The organism is Amaricoccus sp. B4 (assembly GCF_043226085.1).
GTDB lineage: Bacteria > Pseudomonadota > Alphaproteobacteria > Rhodobacterales > Rhodobacteraceae > Amaricoccus.
Map to the genome: position 1 here is coordinate 33,268 of NZ_CP171227.1, position 16,352 is coordinate 49,619.

A 16,352-nucleotide genomic window follows, 5' to 3' on the forward strand; every position below is an offset into this window, starting at 1 on the left:
GCCTCCGGATTTCCCGCACTCGGAATCCCTCTCATATCCGCCGGTCTCGGGATGCTGACGTCCCTCGTTTCCGGGATCCTCGTCTTCTCCGGGATGCAGGATGTGCTCGCCATGGGTGCCCAGCCGAACCTGATGATGCGGATCCTGCCCCCGATGCTCCTCGGGGGGCTGGTCTGCGGCATCGCCGGCATCCTGCTGGCCCGCAACCGCGCGCAACAGCCGCTCGCCGACAATACCCGGCTCCCGCTTACCCAGATGAAAGGGGCCGCCTTCGAAGGCTCCTCCGTTCCCATGCTTCTGGTGGACCGGGATCTCGTGATCATCTCGGTCAACACCTCCTTCCTCGAGCTTCTGACAGACAAGCTAGAGACGTTCCGCAGCTTCTGGCCGGACATCAGCCCCGAGAATGTCGTCGGGACCTGCATCGACATGTTCCACCGCAACCCGAAGCATCACCACAGACTTCTGGCTGATCTCTCGCAGATGCCGTTCCGGACCGACATCTCTGTCGGCGACCTGAAATTCGCGCTCAGCCTGAATGCCGCCTTCGACACCGACGGCACCCATATCGGCAATGTCCTCGAATGGGTGGACGTGAGCGAAGCCCGCGTGAATGCAAGCGTGATCGATGCGATCTACACCAACCAGGCAGTCATCGAACTCTCGCTCAAGGGCGAGATCCTTGCGGTCAACGAGATCGTGCAGAATCTGCTCGGCTATCGCGCCGAGGAGCTGAAGGGCCAGCCCATCTCGCTGCTCAATCCGGGCCGGAGCAAAGATACCGGCCTCGCCGCGCCCGCCCTCTGGGACGGGCTCCGCAACGGCGAGGCTGCCATCGACAAGTTCCTCATCGAGGCCAGGGACGGACGCCGCATCTGGTTCAGCACCATCATCAACCCGATCATCGATGCCTCGAAACGCACCTACAAGGTGATCGCCCTGATGAGCGACGTCAGCGCGCTTGAGGAGATGACCTTTGGCCAGACCGCCGTGATCGAATTCGATCCGGACGGCAATATCCTGCGGGCCAACAGGCCCTTCCTCGACACGGTCGGCTATACCGAGGCCGAGCTTGCCGGGAAGCACCACTCCCTCCTGCTGGACAAGGAGACGGCCGCCAGTGCCGAATACCGGCAGATGTGGCCGCAACTGAGAGAGGGAAAAGCCCTGCGGGGAACATTCAGGCACCGGAGCAAGGATGGCCGCACGATCTATCTCGGAGGCGCCTACAGCCCGATCCGGGACAAGTCGGGCAAGGTCGTCCGGGTGACCAAGCTCGGCTCCGACGTCACCAAGGCCGAGACCGAGCGGCTCGAGGGCATCGAACATCGCGCCCGTACGGAGGCCGAGCAGGCACGGGTGGTCGAGCAGGTTTCCGCCTCGCTCGCGCATCTTGCAGAGGGCGATCTCACCACGCGTCTGAACGATACCTTCGCGCCGGAATACGAACTGCTGCGCGGCAATTTCAACGAAGCGCTTACCCGGCTCGAGAACGTGCTCGCCACGGTCTTCATGACCTCCGAGGAAATCCGCAACAAGTCCGTGCAGATGACCCAGGCGGCCGACGACCTCTCCCACCGCACGGAAACCCAGGCCGCAGCCCTCGAGGAGGCCGCGGCCTCGCTCGAGGAGCTGACGGCAAGCGTGAAGGCAGCCGCCTCCAACGCCCAGAAAGCCAATACGGATGTGGACGCAACCCGACAGAACGCCGAGGAGAGCGGACGGATCGTGCGGGAAGCTGTCGAGGCCATGGGCGAGATCGAGACATCTTCCGAGCATATCTCCCGCATCATCGGCGTGATCGACGACATCGCCTTCCAGACCAACCTGCTTGCGCTCAACGCAGGTGTCGAGGCCGCGCGCGCGGGCGAGGCCGGGCGCGGCTTTGCCGTCGTCGCCTCCGAGGTCCGGGCGCTTGCCCAGCGGTCGTCCGACGCGGCAAAGGAGATATCGACCCTGATCTCGACAAGCTCCCAGCAGGTCGGGCGCGGCGTCGATCTCGTGCGCAAGTCCGGCCGCTCACTCGAGACGATCGTGGCATCGGTCGCGGGCATCACCTCGCTCGTGAAGGAAATCGCCGGCTCCGCGCGCGAACAATCCGTGGGCCTCAGCGAGATCAACACGGCCGTGACCTCGCTCGATCAAGTCACCCAGCAGAATGCCGCGATGGTGGAGGAGGCAACCGCCGCGAGCCATGCGGTAAAGGTCGATGCCGAGACCCTCGAGGATCTCGTGCGGCAGTTCAAGGCCAACCCGGACCGGGCGGCAGCCCCCCGCCGGCAGGTCAGGGACAAGCCCGCCACGGCACCGCACCGCACCGCGGCTCCCAGGAGCTCCATGCCACGCAACACGGGCAACATGGCCCTCGCCAGCCGTGCGGCAGCAGCCCCGGCTGACGACTGGACGGATTTCTGAATGTGATCTGCCTGCCTTGCCATGGAGAGGCCGCGGCCAGCGCGGCAAAACCGCGCCCTCCAGCTCCCGGGCGCAATGACAGGCCACCTAGTCGGCTGCGAGGACAGGCATGAAACAGATCAAGGTGCTGGTGGTCGACGACTCCCCGACGATGCGGGCGATCATCCGGACATATCTCCAGAGGGATCCGGAAATCGCCGTGATCGGCGAGGCGGGCGATCCTTACGAGGCGCGCGAAGCGATCAAGGCGCTCTCGCCCGATGTCATCACGCTCGACGTGAACATGCCCCGCATGGACGGCCTGGAATTCCTGGAAAAGATCATGCGTCTGCGCCCCACCCCTGTCATCATGGTCTCCTCCATGGTGGGCGAGGGGGCGGCAGCTTCGATCGAGGCGCTCGCGATCGGCGCTTTCGACTGTGTCGCCAAGCCCGCTCACGGCAATCCGGGCGAGGCCTTCACCGAACTCGCCGGCAAGGTGAAGGCAGCCGCCAGCGCGCCCCGCGGCATGCTCGGCGCCGGCATGCGCCATGCCCCGGCCGAGACCGATTTCCGGCCCAACGGGCATATCGTGGCGATCGGAGCTTCGACAGGCGGGGTGGATGCGCTCTTTTCCGTGCTCTCCGCCTTTCCCGCGAACTGCCCGCCCACAGTGGTGACCCAGCACATGCCTGCAACCTTCACCACAAGCTTTGCCCAGCGGCTCGACCAGAACTGCGCCCCGCAGGTCAGCGAGGCCCGGGACGGTGCGCTGCTCGAACCCGGCCGGATCTACATCGCGCCGGGCGGCATTGCCCATCTCGAGATCAGCGGCACGCGGAACCTTTCCTGCCGCCTGGTCCAGGGTGAGCCGGTCTCGGGACACCGCCCCTCGGTGGATGCTCTGTTCCGCTCCGCCGCCGCCCTCGGGCCTCGTGCCGTCGGCGTCATTCTCACTGGCATGGGCCGCGACGGGGCCCAGGGGCTTCTGGAAATGCGCCAGCGGGGCGCGCGCACCTTCGGACAGGACAAGGAAACGAGCCTCGTCTACGGCATGCCCCGGGCCGCGTCTGAAGCCGGTGCCGTCGAGCGCCAGCTTCCGCTCAATGCCATTCCCGCCGCAGTCCTCGACTGCTGCCAGCTCGAAAGCCGGATGGCACGATGACTGCGCCCGCCGACAGCGCCCGCCCGGAACGGCTCATACATATCATACAGGGCGATTATGCCGTTGCCCGGGACGATTCCTCGGTGATGACCGCGATCCTCGGTTCCTGCGTTGCCGCCTGCCTGCGCGATCCCATCGCCGGGGTGGGAGGCATGAACCACTTTCTCCTGCCCGAAGCCCGCGCCAGTTCCTCCGATCAGGTACTCTACGGCGCCCAGTCGATGGAGTTGCTCATCAATGCGCTGCTCAAGGCCGGCGCCCGCAAGGAGCGGCTCGAGGCAAAGATCTTCGGCGGCGCCCGGATGATCGCAGGCCTCTCGGACATCGGGCAGAGCAATGGCGAATTCGCCCGCCGTTTCCTGCGCGACGAGGGTATACCCTGCCTGGCCGAAAGCATCGGCGGCACCAAGGCCCGCCGCATCCGCTTCTGGCCCGCCTCCGGACGCGCAAAGCAGATGCTGCTTGGAAGCGTTCGCACGGTGGAGCCGGCCCCGCCCCCGCCGCAGCCTGCGATCGGCAACGACGTCGAACTCTTCTAGAAACTGCCTCGGGGGTCGTCCGCATGTGCGTCACCCGCATGCAATGTGCGGGTTGGCGCGCATCTTCGGCCATTGTCTCCCCCCATAACTTGACAGGAGAAGTCGCCATTCTATGGTCCTTTTCCGAGGGTGGGGCTGTACAGTAACGAGTATTACGCGGTCTCCGGATCAGGAACGGGCATATGCCCTCTTCATGAAGGTACCGCGATGCAAAGGCCTCCGATTCTCGTAACCGGATCCCATCGCTCAGGGTCGACCTGGGTGGGCAACATCCTCGCACTCGCGCCGAGGGCCGGCTACGTACACGAGCCGTTCAACCGCCATTGCATGCCCGGTATCTGCCGGGCCGGGTTTCCCCACTGGTTCCAGTATGTGCATGAGGGCGATCCCGAGAGTTCGCATTACCGGGCCTGCCTGCAGGATACCCTGTCCTGGCGCTACAGCCCGCGAGCGCAGCTGCGCAATCTGCAAGGGGTCTGGGACACCGCGCGCATGCTGCGGGACATGGGCCATTTCCGCCTCCGCCGCCTGCTGAAAGAACGCGTGATCATGAAGGATCCGATCGCCTTCTTTTCCAGCGAATGGCTGGCCCGCAGCTTCGGGATGGATGTGGTGATGGTCATCCGGCACCCGGCGGCCTTCGTGGCCAGCATCAAGGCGGCAAAATGGGTCCTCCACTACCGGACCTTCCTGGAGCAGCCGGCCCTGATGGAGGATCTTCTCGCCGACTTCCGGGAGGAGATCGAGGCCATGGCCGGCCAGGAGGACGATACCCTGCAGTCCGCCATCCTGCTCTGGCGCATCATCCACCAGCAGATCAGCGAGTGGCAGACGGCCCATCCGGACTGGATCTTCCTGCGCCACGAGGATCTCTCGCGCGATCCGGAAGCCGAATTCCGCGCCCTCTATGACCGGCTCGGCCTCGAATTCACGGAAAAAGTCCGCCGCGACATGCAGCAGTACACAGGCCAGCAGCGCAGCAAGGGGCCCCAGCTCTACAATCGCGCCCGGATCATCCGGGACAGCCGGAGCAATATCCTGCGTTGGAAGGAACGGCTCAGCCCGGAGGAGATAGCCACCATCCGGCAGGCAGTGGAACCGATTTCCTCACGTTTCTACACCGACGCCGACTGGTAGGGCAGCCCACCGGCGGTCCCGGTCCGGGGCGCTTCACGCTTTGGAAACCATTCCCGCAAAGACTCCCCGCTTCAGGACCGGGCGAGAGAGGCCTCTGATGCCGACTGCGGAAAATCTGATCGAGCGCAAGCTGCAACGGGGCGGTGTCGCCCGTTCCCCGCTGCCCGAGCCCGATTTCATTGGCGAGACCTTCGCGCGCCATCTCGAGGAAGGCTTCCGGCTGCTCGTCAAGACGATGGTCAGCGCCATGGTGCTCGAATGCAAGATCATCAAGCTTGCCGACGCGCTTCAGGACATTTCCGTCCCCACCATGCTTGGTCTCGTCGAGGTCGAGGACAGCAAGGCCCAGGGGTTGCTTGCCATCGACACCGATCTCACCTTTCACCTCATCGACCTGATGCTCGGCGGCGACCATGCCGCGGCCCCCATTCCGATCACCCGCTCCTTCACCAGCATCGACATGGCACTCTGCCGGCTGCCGCTCGAGACGATGAGCACCGCCTTCATGGCCGCCGTCGCTTCCTGCTTTGGCCGTCCGGTCACCAAGCAGCTTGCCATCACCGCGCAGCGCCAGGACATCACCCAGGTGCGGATTGCACCGGATTATGTCGACGTGCTGGTCTACAATCTCGCCCTCGACATCGGCGAGGCCGCGCGGGCAGGCAACCTGCGCCTCGTCCTGCCGCTCGCGGCCCTCGATGCGATCCGGGCCGCGGTCCAGGACGAAGTGGTAGACGCCTCCGCCGATCAGCCCCATGACCTCTGGCGGGTCCAGATGCGCCGCGCTGCCGCGACAGCCCCAGTGGTGATCGATGCCGTCCTGCACCGCCAGAAGCTGACGATCGCAGCCCTCGAGGCGCTGCGGCCCGGTGATCTTCTCGAGATCCCCGCTGCCGCGCCCGACGAGATCCAGCTCATGGTAGCACAGCCCAATGGCCGCACCGCCCAGATCGCGGCCGGAAAGCTCGGCGTCTTCCAGGGCACCAAGGTCATCAAGCTCGACGAAGCCGTGGATCGCCGGGTCCGCGATCAGCTCCAGCACGTTCTCTGAATCGGGATCCGGGGCCTATCGTCGCTCCGCCGTTCCCCCCGCGAGCAACCGGACGGTTTCGGCGAGCTCCACCCCCCAGAGCCGGAAGCGGATCGCGCTGGCAATCACCCGGTAGCGGAGCGGGCGCGGGCTCGCGAGAAACCGCACCGTATCGCGCATGGGCGGCACAAGGCTGCGGCAGGTCCAGAGCACGCGGCGGCGGCGGGAACCGGCGCGGATCTGCCCGCCCTTGATGCGGCGGGCCTTGGTCGCAAGCGCCTCCCAGTCCGTGCGGCAGGGATGGCGCACCGGGGCCTCGGGGATCAGCACGAGCCCGTGGCCGCGCGCCCCCGCCCGGCGGCAGAATTCGGCATCGCCCCCGGAGCGGCGGGCGGCATCGAAACCTCCAAGCCCGCGGAAGATATCCGCCGGCACTGCGAGATTGGCGGTGGTGGCATAGCCATGCGAGACATAGACCGCCTGGGGAATGCCGCGCAGGAGATCGTAGATCGCAAAGGCATTGGGGTCGGCCGGCGCCTCCATCTCCACGGGCCCGGCGCGCAAGCCGTCGGGTGCGCCTCCGGTCAGGGCCGTGAGCCAGCCCGAAACCGGGCGGCAATCGGCATCGGTGAAGACGAGCCAGCGGCCCCTGGCCTCCCCGGCCCCTGCATTGCGCGCGGCATAGGAGCCCGGCCCCATGCAGGGCAGGATGCGGGCATTCGGCGGCAGGGCGAGGGGCGGGGGCGGAGCGGGGGCGTCATTGTTCACGATCAGGATCTCGAAGCGCGTGGTCTCGAGAGTCTGGGCTGCGAGCGCCTCGAGCAGGGCAGGGACAAGATCCCAGTGTCGGTGAACCGGCACGATGACGGAGATGTCCGGCGGCCCGGCCTCGGCGGGGGGGGTCATGCCATGGCCCGCCGTTCAAGCCGGCCGGGAAAGGCCGCATAGGCGCAGTTCTCCGTGACGAAGGCGCGCCCGGCGGCAACGCGGGCCTCCCAAGCGGCCCGGTCGGCCCAGAGCGCCTCGACGAGCGGCCAGACACCTTCGGGCGGCGCATAGAGAGCCGCAGACCCGAAGGTCGGTTCGAATTCGGGCGGCAGGATCACCGGCACGCCCACCGCCATCGCCTCCATCGGCGCCCGGCCGAACTCCTCGAAATAATCCGCGTCGGGATAGTGCAGGAAGATGTCGAGCCCGGCGAGGAAGAGCCGCACGTCGCGTCCGTCGAAGGGGTGGACGCGCCAGTTGCCGGGCCAGCGGGGCAGGCGCGCCCGCGCGAAATGCGCGCCGCCCAGAAACTGCGTCTCGCAGGGCCTGTCGGCGCAATAGGCGGCCCGAAGCGCGGCGGGATCACGCGGCCATTTGAGCGGATGATCGCGTCCGTGCCGGCCGAGCACCGGACGGCGGCGCTCGGCCCCTCGCCAGTGCGGCGCGCTCGCGCACCAGATCCCGGTGTCGATCAGCGGCATCCAGGTCTCGGGCAGGGGGATGGGATAGCGCGGATCCGCCGCCATGGCCGCCCGCACCCGGCCCGAGATCGGTGCCCAGCGGCCCTCCGACCCGAAGGCCTCGGCGAGATGGCCGCGGACCCGGGGAAGGTCATAGGCGATGTCGCGCCCCTCACGGTCGCGCTCCGCCATCTGGTTCACCACCACGGTGAGATGGTCGTGGCCGGTCTCCGGGATGCGGTCCATCAGCTCGGCCAGGACCGGCGGATAGGTGACGATCACATGGGCCGCGCGCAGGGTCTCGCCCGGCGCCACGATCCGCACCCCTCGGGCGCGCGCAAACCGTCGCACATCCGGGTTGAGCTTCCGGGTGACGTCCTGGTCGTAGCGGCGGTATTGCAGGAGGCCTGCCGAAAGCCCCGCGGAGCGGGCCGCTCCGATCATTGCGAGCGCCGATTTCTGCGTGCCGCCGAGGAAGTTGAAATCACCGATGAAAAGTGCGTCGAGCGGCGCGCCGGCGCCACGCTCCGGGCGCAGCATCGGAGGGGCGGGAAAGAAGGGCGGGGTTTCGTGAAAGCCCTCGCGGCGGATGGTGCGCGGCTCGAGACCGCTCTGCCAGAACTCCGCCGCCTCGCGGTATTCCCGCCGGAGCCCGTGATAGATCGAGAGCACATGGGTCGCGCCCGTGCGGGTGAGCGAGGAGGGAATGAGCCGGCCGAAGGAGAGCGGACAGTCCTTCAGCACCATCCGCCGCCGGAACGCCTCGCGCGGCCGGCCCGCGAGATGCTCGAAGCGCCAGATGAGCTCCTTGTCGGCGCCGATCCGGGCGGCATCCCAGCCGCCAAAGCGCTCGAAGAGCTCGCGGCGGAAGAGGGCCGAGCTGTCGTTGAAGCCCATCAGGTCGGGATAGACCCGTGCCGGGCCGAGAAAGGCGAGATCCGGCGTGGTCCGCACCCAGGCAGAGAAGGTGGAGGGGGCACGGCTCCTGAGCAGGGCGCGGAGCTGGCGGGCGATCTTCTCGGGATGCGACCAGTCATCGGAATCGTGAACGGTAATGAACGCCCCCGTCGCCTCGCCGAGCGCGCGGTTGCGTGCGGCATAGCCACCGCGGTTTTCCGGCTGGCGGATCAGGCGGATACGCGGATCCTGCCGGGCGAGATCCGCGGCCACGTCGGGCGTGGCATCCGTCGAGGCATCATCCACCACGAGGATCTCGAGATCGCCATGGGTCTGGTCCATGAGCCCCCGGAGTGCCGTTCCGAGCGTTGCCTCGGCATTGAAGACCGGCAGGATCACCGTAACCCGCGGCCCCGACCCCGTGCGGGGGCCAGGCGCCACACCCTGGATATTATCAAGGGAAAGCAAATGGTTGCGGTCTCTCCAGGTGATCTCCTGAAGCCCGGAGCGGCGGAAGAGGGCGTTGATGTGGCCGAGCGTCTCGGTATCGGATCCGGGACCCGGGGGGGCGCCGGCGGCGGGGCGCCAGCTGCCGGCGAGGAGGAGCGAGAGCGACGGATCGGGCGCCGCACCGCCAAGGCCCGCGGCAATGCGGGCCCGGGCCTCGGCGCCGCGGCCGAGCCGGGAGAGATAGAGCGCCTCGAGCGCAAACTGCCGGCGGTCGGCGGCGGCGGGCGGGTGAAGCTCGCGCATGGCGACGCTCCAGCGCAGCGCCGCCTCGAAATCGCCGTGCGCCGCATGCCAGCGCGAAAGAATCCAAGCCGCATCAGAGGCTTGCACGGGAGGTGCAGCAACCGTCAGCGCCTCGAGATCGCGCAGGGCCGTGCGGGAAAAACCGCCCCAGAGCCGGTCCTCGAGCCCCGCGGCCGTAGCCGGACCCGCCCGGAGTGCGGCCGCGCGGGCCCGCGCCCAGGCCTCGAGGCGCAGCGGCACGAGCCGCCGGAGCGGCGCGGGCAGGGCGGCATGGAGGGCACGGAGACGGGCAGGGGTCATGAGGGGCCAGGCCCCCCGAACATCGGCATGCACACCCCATGCACATCCCATGCACGACCCGTATGCAGGATTCCGGGCCGGGCCGCTCCGGCGCGGGCGCCATGCCGCAGCCCCCGGCCGCACAGATGCACGGGGAAAGAGGGGGGTCTGCCCCCCCTTGCCTGGCTCATCCCGTTTCGCGTTCCGTCCATATCCTGCTCCGCCTTCCGTCATCGCCGGGCGCTCCCTGTCCGGCCGAAGCAGGCCGGACGCGGAGCCGGCCCGTCGCTCAGCCGGCGGCGTTCGGCATGGCGACCTTGTCGAAGGTCATCTTGCTCTCGCCCGCCGCCTGCACCGCCAAGCGATGCATCACGGTCATCATCAGCCGGTCGCGAAGATCGGGGTCGAAGTCACAGATGTCGGAGATCGACCGGGGCGGCTCCGGGGGCGTGAGCCCGCCATCCACGCTGTCGTAGTCGATGCCCTCGAACCGCACCCCGTGGCGATCCCGCAGCCAGAGGAGATCGACCGAGGACCGCGTGAGGTATTCCCGCAGGGACTCGTGCGCCACGGGTTTGGTGAACCCGCCGATCCGCCCCTCCGCATCGCCGATCAGCTTCAGGAGCTTGCGGGTATCGGGCGTGAAGATCCCTTCCTTCTGCTCGTGGGCGTAAAGCCGGTACTTGTGCAGGATGTCCATGCCTTCGGCACTGATGGACTGGTTCGTGTCGCGGATCTGGCGGGCGCGCAGGACAGTGTCGAGATCCGGCGAGATCCGGTGCAGGAAGTCCCGCGTGATGTCAGCCCCATGCAGCTGTTCGCGCGCATAGGCCACCACACGAACGTCATCGGTGAGACCTTCCCAGGCTTCCAGCGGCGCACGATAGACCTGCGGGACCGGATTTGCGATCTTGTGCGCGGCCTTGAGCACCTGCTGGACCTGGGACATGTAGAACTGGGCGGGGCTGCGCGCATAGGCAATGACGGTGAACTCGTCCGCGAAGGCCGAGAGCTCCTTGCGCAGAGCCGCGATCTTCTTCGGTCCCAGCTTCCGGAACAGCATCTCGCCCGACAGGATGAGCGTATGGGCCCCCGAGCTGCGCGCCCTCTCGCCGATCCCGGCCATGAAGCCGTTGAAATCCCGCCGCAGCCGACGGGCATCCTTCTTGTAGATCTGCCGGAACAGCCGCGGCAGCCGCTCCGGCTCCAGAAAGCCGCAGACGAGCATGTTGTGGTTCTTCGGCAGGCCATCGCCCACGGGATAGCAGAAGCCGCGGGCGCGGAGCGCGGGAGCGATGGCCCCCAGGGTCTGCTGCAGCGCCGTGGATCCTGCCTTGGGCATTCCGATGTGGAGAATGACTTTCATGGGGAGAGGGCCTTCCCGGTTGTTGCGCCGAAATCCTGCGGGAGCCTGCGCTCAGGACTCCTCGGCGGCAAGTTCGGCCGAGGGCTTCTGGAACAGGACGCTGCCGATGGCGAGGGCCGCATGCGTCTCGAGCGTGCTGACGAGAAAACCCGGCCCGGTCTCCACGAAGGCCGCGATCCGGCTCTCGTCGCCGCTCCGCATCGCCTCGTAGAGATCGAGCGCAACCGTCTCTATGTAGTTCTCGCCGGAGATCTCCGCACGGTTCTTCCAGAGGGCCGGATCCACGAAGTCGAGGATCTTCTCCTTCTCCTGGTCGCTGATCTCCGTCCCGGTCTGGAAGAAGGTCTTCAGCCGCAGACCGGTACCGACCGGGTCCGACATCAGGTCGGGATACTCGACGATGATCCGCTCGAGATCCTTGCTGGCCTCGAGGGCTGCAAGCGTGTGGGTAATCCACATCAGGCAAGAGCCGGTGCGGTTGCGCCCGTCGCGCTTCTCGAGCGAGCTTGCCACCTCGAGCGGGTTGCGGACGCAGAGCACGACCTTCGTCTGGAACTTGTTCTTGCCGAGTTCCCGCAGCCAGAGCGGCGCAGTGAGGCAGAAGCGCGGATCCTTCAGGCCGAAGGGCTTCTTCTTCGACAGGCGCCGGATCACGTTCGCCATCCGGAGAGCGGCATGCTTTGCGGCCAGGTTGTTCTTCCATCCCTTCGGCAGGGTCGAGGCATTGCGCCGGCCGTGGCGCAGGTGGGCGAGAAGCTCCTCGTTGATGCTGACGCAGCGGCTGTCCTCGAAATAGCCTTTCGGATTGGCCTTGCGCGGTCCGATGAGCTGATCGCCGAGATGCAGGCCGACGATCTGCGATACCGCCGCAATCGCGGAGGTGCCGCTACGGTCCATGCCGATGATCAGTACCGCACAGTTTTTCATGTCGTGTCGTATCTCCTGTCTCTGATCCCGCAACCGGCCGTTTCCGGGAGAGCGGAAGGCGGTGTTTCATCTTCCCTGCAGCGGCAGGTACGCCGCGCGGTCTGCCGGATGGCCGGCCGGCTCATGTCCCGGCCTCCATCTGCTGCGCGCCAAGCACATCTTCCCAGAGGTCGATGACCTTGTCGGGGGTGTAGTCCATCATGCTGGCCGGGCCCGCCGCGCCGAGGCTGCGGCGGCGGGTCTCGTCGCGCATGAGCCCGGTGAGCGCGGCGGCGAAATTCTCCGTCCGGTCGCCGGCAGCCGGCACGAGCAGGCCGTTCTCGCCGTCCCGGACAAGACGGTTCACGCCCGAACAGTCCTCGAAGCCCACCACAGGCAGCCCGGCGGCGAGCGCCTCGGTGACGGCGAGCGGGAAGCCCTCGAACTCGGCGGGGTGGGCCAGCAGGCTCGCGGCGAGATACTGCTTCATGATGTGCTGGGTATGCCCCATCAGCCGGACCTTGCCTCCGAGCCCGGCCTGCTCGATGCGGGCCTTGAGCGCGGCCTCGAGCGGGCCGGTGCCGAAGATCCTCAGCTCCCAGTCGGGAAATTCCGCGCCGATCCGGGCCCAGGCATCGATGAGCAGTTCGTGGCGCTTCACGGTGGCGAGCCGGCCGACGGAGATCACCAGCGGGCCGCGCCCGGCGCGCTTGAGCAGCCGCGGCGCGACGGGGGTGACGGCATTGGGCATCACCACCGCCTTCTCGCGCAATGCGGGCGGGTACCAGTCGCGGTATTCCGGCAGGAGCACGAGGATGCGGTCCATGCGCGGCATGAGCGCGAGGCGGCGTTTGCGGTCGAGCGGGCTCGGATCCCAGCGCGCGGGATTGTGGAAATCCTGCTCGGGGGCGTTGTGCATCGAGGCCAGCCGGCGCACCGGGTAGCCGGGCTCGGCCAGCGCGAGCGCGGTGATCGCGGGCGGCATGAAGGCGATGACGGCATCGGGGCGGTTCGCGGCGAGATGGCGTTCGAGCCGGCGCCAGAAGCCGCCGTTCTTGCTCAGCCAGAGCAGCCGGTCGAGAGGTGCGGGCACCACCTTGAAGCGGGCGTGCAGGCTTTCGCGCAGGGCGTCGAAATGGCGCCGTATCCGGCGGCGGTTGACGCGGGGCGGGCGGAGGTTGGTGTGCACGACCCCGAAGCGCAGCGGGTAGAACGGCGGCTTGCCGCGGAATTCGTGGCTGAGGAGCTCGACCTGGTGGCCACGGTCGGCGAGCGCGTTGGCGGTCTCGATCAGCACCCGTTCGGCGCCGCCGCTGCGGTCGGCGAGTTTCTCGATGACGAAGCAGAGCTTGAGGCGGCGCGGGCCGGAAACGGCCGGCGCCGGGCTGGCATCAGGCATTGGCAGGAACATCCTCGATCAGGCGCTTCATCACATGGCCGGCGAGCCGGTCGAGATCTCCGGCGCCGAGGGCGGGGGCGAAGGCGATGCCGGAACGGCGCCAGCCTTCCAGCACCCCGAGCACGGCGATCTGCAGCTCGGCGATCTCGACCGCCGCGAGGCCTTCCTCCGCGAGCCGGGCATGCACCCGCGGGGTGAGCTGGCAGGCGATCGCGTTGCGCAGCAGGAGCTCGAATTCCGGCTGGTCGCGGCGCACCTCGATGGCCTGGATCTTCATCCGGTCGGGATCGAGCCCCGAGGCCGCAAGCGAGATCCGGAGCCCGTCGAGCCGGCTGAGCGCGCGGGGTGCGAGCAGCTCGCCCGCCGCGGCCCAGCTGCCGTCGGCATCGACCCCCTCGGGCAGGACGAGGGCGTGGAGGCGGATCTGCTCTGCCGGATGATGGCCCCAGAGTTCGAGCAGCATGTCGAGCGCCCGGCGCCGGGTGCCGTTTTCCGTGCCGTTCTCCCGGGAGATCGCGCCGGTGGCGGCGGCGAAGAGCTCGGGCAGCACCAGAAGGGGCTCGAAACGGGTGCCGAAACTGTCGCGCAGGGAGGCGGCGAAGATTTCGATGCGTCGGTCGCTCGCCTCGTCGAGCAGGAAGTCGTGATAGAACCGCCCGCAGCGGGAGGAGAGCCAGAAGGCGGTGGCGGGGCGGATTGCCGGGCCGATCAGGCCCGCGACCTGCTCTCCGGGCAGCAGGCGCGGGCGCAGGAGGTCGCGGCAGCCGGCGAGGATATGCAGACGCATGGCGCTATTTCCCCGCGCGCAGGAGGTGGTGGCGCATGGCGCCGACCGCCCGCTTCGGATGATCGGCAACGGCGGAGCCCATGTAGTAGAGCTGCTTCAGCCGCTCGCCGTTGTTGCCGGCAAAGCGCGCGGCGAGCATGTCGGCATTGTAGCGGATCGTCCTGAGGAAGGCGGGGCCGTAGATCCGCAGATGCGGGTTGTACTTGTCCCGGATAAGCCTGTTGCAGCGGCGGATCTCCCGGGCGTTCCGGCCGAGATCCGACTTGTGATAAAGACAGAGCGCGCGGGTCTTCTCCGGCACGGTGAGGGTGCCGCCCCCCAGAACGAAGCGGAGAAAATAGTCAAGATCCTGCAGCCGGGGCAGGCGCTCGTCGAAGCGCCCGGCGGCGCGGAAGGATTCGGCGGTGCCGAGCAGGGTCCAGAGATAGGCCCGCAGCTTGCGGCCCAGCATCAGCTCGCGCACCTGGCGCTCGCCGGTATCCTGGTGGATCAGCCGCGGCTTCCGCCCGGTCCATTGCCAGTCGTAATGGCAGGTGATCCAGTAGCGGGTGATGTCCTCGCCGGCGAGGCGCAGCCGGCTGAACTGTTCGAACTGCTTCTCGATCTTGGCCGGGTACCAGACATCGCCCGCGTCGAGCCAGGCGACATAGGGGCTGTCGATCGCATCGAGCAGCCGGTTCCGGGTATAGGGCCGGCCGCGATTGACCGTGTTGCGCTCCAGAACCACCGGAAGCTCCTGGGCCGCGGCAAGCGCCTCCACCGCACGGAAATCCGCGCCCGGAGAGCCGTCATCGACGATGATGATGCGGATGTCTCCGGTCCAGCTCTGCCCGGCGACAGAGGCAAGGGAGAGGGCGAGCCCCTCGGGATCCCGGAAGTGCGGCATGAGCACGTCGAGACGGCTCATGCGCGCGGCTCATGATTGCAACGGACTGCCATGAAGTTCCCGACCCCGCCCGGATGTGCTTGTTGTCTGCCTCGAGCCCCCGCCAATCAACCCGCAGGGTGCAGGAGCACTTCTGCCCCGTCGGGAACGGAGTGTCCAGAACCGGATGCCGCGGCGCGGCAGAAGGGCCGGGCGCAGGGCGCGCGCACACTCCCGAAGAACCGGGAATGTTAATTATGTTATACTATGGGAAAGCCCGATGAGGGGCGCCGTCCGCCGGCGCGGGATCCCGGCCGCCATGCGGGATCATGACGGTCGGGAAAAGGCTTCGGCGAAGACGCGATGCCGTCAGGCGTAGTTCTCGAGCCGGCGCGAGAGCAGGCCGTCGAAATAGGCGATGGTCTTCATCAGGCCGTCCTCGAGAGGAATGGTCGGCTGCCAGTCGAGCATGGTCTTGGCCCGGGTGATGTCGGGGCGGCGCTGCATCGGATCGTTCTCGGGCAGCGGATGGCTCACGAGCTTCGAGCTCGAGCCGGTCAGCGCGATCACCTTCTCGGCCAGTTCCCGGATGGTGAACTCGCCGGGATTGCCGATGTTGATCGGGCCGGTGACATCGTCGGACGAGGACATGAGCTTGAGGAAGCCCTCGATCATGTCGTCGACATAGCAGAACGAGCGGGTCTGGCGGCCATCGCCATAGATGGTGATCGGCTTGCCCTGCAGCGCCTGGACGATGAAGTTCGACACCACCCGGCCGTCGTTGGGATGCATCCTGGGCCCGTAGGTGTTGAAGATGCGCACCACCTTGATCCGGAGCTGATGCTGGCGGTGATAGTCGAAGCAGAGGGTCTCGGCGCAGCGCTTGCCCTCGTCGTAGCAGGAGCGCGGCCCGATCGGATTCACGTTGCCCCAGTAATCCTCGGTCTGGGGATGCTGGATCGGATCGCCGTAGACTTCCGAGGTCGAGGCCTGGAACATCTTGGCGCGCACGCGCTTGGCAAGGCCCAGCATGTTGATCGCGCCATGCACGCTCGTCTTGGTCGTCTGCACCGGATCATACTGGTAATGGATCGGCGAGGCCGGGCAGGCGAGGTTGTAGATCTCGTCCACCTCGACATAGAGCGGGAAGGTCACGTCGTGACGCATCAGCTCGAAGCCCGGCAGATCGAGCAGATGCGCGACATTGGCGCGGCGCCCGGTGAAGTAGTTATCCACGCACAGCACTTCGTGGCCCTGAGCAATGAGACGCTCGCACAGATGGCTGCCCAGGAAACCGGCACCGCCAGTCACCAGGATACGCTTGGATACAGGTACGCTCATGCCAGAACCGCTTTCCTAATGTTCTCTTGCCCGAAGGGCATCTACA

At 67.3% G+C, this 16,352-nt stretch carries 13 protein-coding genes; 5 read left to right on the plus strand and 8 right to left on the minus strand.

The window, feature by feature from the left end:
• Positions 1-51: 51 nt before the first annotated feature.
• The 5 genes from ACF66B_RS20240 (at position 52) to ACF66B_RS20260 (ending at position 6,286) form a co-directional block, all read left to right on the plus strand.
• Positions 52-2,415 carry a methyl-accepting chemotaxis protein gene (locus ACF66B_RS20240; protein ID WP_392665161.1) on the plus strand — a complete coding sequence of 788 codons (2,364 nt, stop codon included), beginning with the start codon at positions 52-54 and terminating at the stop codon, positions 2,413-2,415.
• 109 nt (positions 2,416-2,524) lie between these two features.
• Positions 2,525-3,559 (plus strand): chemotaxis response regulator protein-glutamate methylesterase, encoded by a 1,035-nt coding sequence (locus ACF66B_RS20245; protein ID WP_111431639.1) that lies wholly within the window; start codon positions 2,525-2,527, stop codon positions 3,557-3,559.
• Entirely contained in the window at positions 3,556-4,098 is a 543-nt protein-coding gene (locus ACF66B_RS20250) for a chemotaxis protein CheD (RefSeq protein WP_111431638.1), read from the plus strand. The genes ACF66B_RS20245 and ACF66B_RS20250 overlap by 4 nt, the downstream gene beginning before the upstream one ends.
• Before the next feature lie 207 nt (positions 4,099-4,305).
• Positions 4,306-5,235 carry a sulfotransferase gene (locus ACF66B_RS20255; RefSeq protein WP_111431637.1) on the plus strand — a complete coding sequence of 310 codons (930 nt, stop codon included), beginning with the start codon at positions 4,306-4,308 and terminating at the stop codon, positions 5,233-5,235.
• Between the two features lie 97 nt (positions 5,236-5,332).
• Positions 5,333-6,286, plus strand: coding sequence for a flagellar motor switch protein FliM (locus ACF66B_RS20260; RefSeq protein ID WP_111431636.1), 954 nt, complete (start codon positions 5,333-5,335; stop codon positions 6,284-6,286).
• A gap of 15 nt (positions 6,287-6,301) precedes the next feature.
• Here the strand turns inward: ACF66B_RS20260 and ACF66B_RS20265 are convergent, their stop codons facing one another.
• The 8 genes from ACF66B_RS20265 to ACF66B_RS20300 all read right to left on the minus strand — a co-directional run bounded on the left by ACF66B_RS20265 (position 6,302) and on the right by ACF66B_RS20300 (position 16,306).
• Positions 6,302-7,171: a glycosyltransferase family A protein gene (locus ACF66B_RS20265; protein ID WP_111431635.1), complete on the minus strand. Its 870-nt coding sequence runs from the start codon at positions 7,169-7,171 to the stop codon at positions 6,302-6,304.
• A complete protein-coding gene (locus ACF66B_RS20270; RefSeq protein WP_162683421.1) occupies positions 7,168-9,663 on the minus strand; it encodes a glycosyltransferase in 2,496 nt (831 codons plus the stop codon). Before ACF66B_RS20270 ends, ACF66B_RS20265 begins: the two co-directional genes overlap by 4 nt.
• Positions 9,664-9,931: 268 nt before the next feature.
• Entirely contained in the window at positions 9,932-11,008 is a 1,077-nt protein-coding gene (locus tag ACF66B_RS20275) for a hypothetical protein (RefSeq protein ID WP_111431633.1), read from the minus strand.
• Positions 11,009-11,059: 51 nt separating this feature from the next.
• Positions 11,060-11,935, minus strand: a complete 876-nt coding sequence (locus ACF66B_RS20280) for a hypothetical protein (protein WP_111431632.1) — start codon at positions 11,933-11,935, stop codon at positions 11,060-11,062.
• 121 nt (positions 11,936-12,056) lie between these two features.
• Positions 12,057-13,313: a glycosyltransferase family 4 protein gene (locus ACF66B_RS20285; RefSeq protein ID WP_162683420.1), complete on the minus strand. Its 1,257-nt coding sequence runs from the start codon at positions 13,311-13,313 to the stop codon at positions 12,057-12,059.
• On the minus strand, positions 13,306-14,100 hold the full coding sequence (locus ACF66B_RS20290) for a hypothetical protein (RefSeq protein ID WP_111431630.1): 795 nt from the start codon (positions 14,098-14,100) through the stop codon (positions 13,306-13,308). The genes ACF66B_RS20285 and ACF66B_RS20290 overlap by 8 nt, the downstream gene beginning before the upstream one ends.
• Positions 14,101-14,104: 4 nt before the next feature.
• Positions 14,105-15,007, minus strand: a complete 903-nt coding sequence (locus ACF66B_RS20295; RefSeq protein WP_111431629.1) for a glycosyltransferase family 2 protein — start codon at positions 15,005-15,007, stop codon at positions 14,105-14,107.
• Between the two features lie 327 nt (positions 15,008-15,334).
• Positions 15,335-16,306, minus strand: a complete 972-nt coding sequence (locus ACF66B_RS20300; RefSeq protein WP_111431628.1) for a UDP-glucuronic acid decarboxylase family protein — start codon at positions 16,304-16,306, stop codon at positions 15,335-15,337.
• Between the last annotated feature and the right edge of the window lie 46 nt (positions 16,307-16,352).

Coding starts and splice junctions, on each gene's coding strand:
- ACF66B_RS20275 (WP_111431633.1), bottom strand. CDS start 11,008: ATGAAAGTCATTCTCCACATCGGAATGCCCAAGGCAGGATCCACGGCG.
- ACF66B_RS20255 (WP_111431637.1), top strand. CDS start 4,306: ATGCAAAGGCCTCCGATTCTCGTAACCGGATCCCATCGCTCAGGGTCG.
- ACF66B_RS20245 (WP_111431639.1), top strand. CDS start 2,525: ATGAAACAGATCAAGGTGCTGGTGGTCGACGACTCCCCGACGATGCGG.
- ACF66B_RS20250 (WP_111431638.1), top strand. CDS start 3,556: ATGACTGCGCCCGCCGACAGCGCCCGCCCGGAACGGCTCATACATATC.
- ACF66B_RS20285 (WP_162683420.1), bottom strand. CDS start 13,313: ATGCCTGATGCCAGCCCGGCGCCGGCCGTTTCCGGCCCGCGCCGCCTC.
- ACF66B_RS20265 (WP_111431635.1), bottom strand. CDS start 7,171: ATGACCCCCCCCGCCGAGGCCGGGCCGCCGGACATCTCCGTCATCGTG.
- ACF66B_RS20295 (WP_111431629.1), bottom strand. CDS start 15,007: ATGAGCCGTCTCGACGTGCTCATGCCGCACTTCCGGGATCCCGAGGGG.
- ACF66B_RS20260 (WP_111431636.1), top strand. CDS start 5,333: ATGCCGACTGCGGAAAATCTGATCGAGCGCAAGCTGCAACGGGGCGGT.
- ACF66B_RS20300 (WP_111431628.1), bottom strand. CDS start 16,306: ATGAGCGTACCTGTATCCAAGCGTATCCTGGTGACTGGCGGTGCCGGT.
- ACF66B_RS20280 (WP_111431632.1), bottom strand. CDS start 11,935: ATGAAAAACTGTGCGGTACTGATCATCGGCATGGACCGTAGCGGCACC.
- ACF66B_RS20240 (WP_392665161.1), top strand. CDS start 52: ATGCTGACGTCCCTCGTTTCCGGGATCCTCGTCTTCTCCGGGATGCAG.
- ACF66B_RS20270 (WP_162683421.1), bottom strand. CDS start 9,663: ATGACCCCTGCCCGTCTCCGTGCCCTCCATGCCGCCCTGCCCGCGCCG.
- ACF66B_RS20290 (WP_111431630.1), bottom strand. CDS start 14,100: ATGCGTCTGCATATCCTCGCCGGCTGCCGCGACCTCCTGCGCCCGCGC.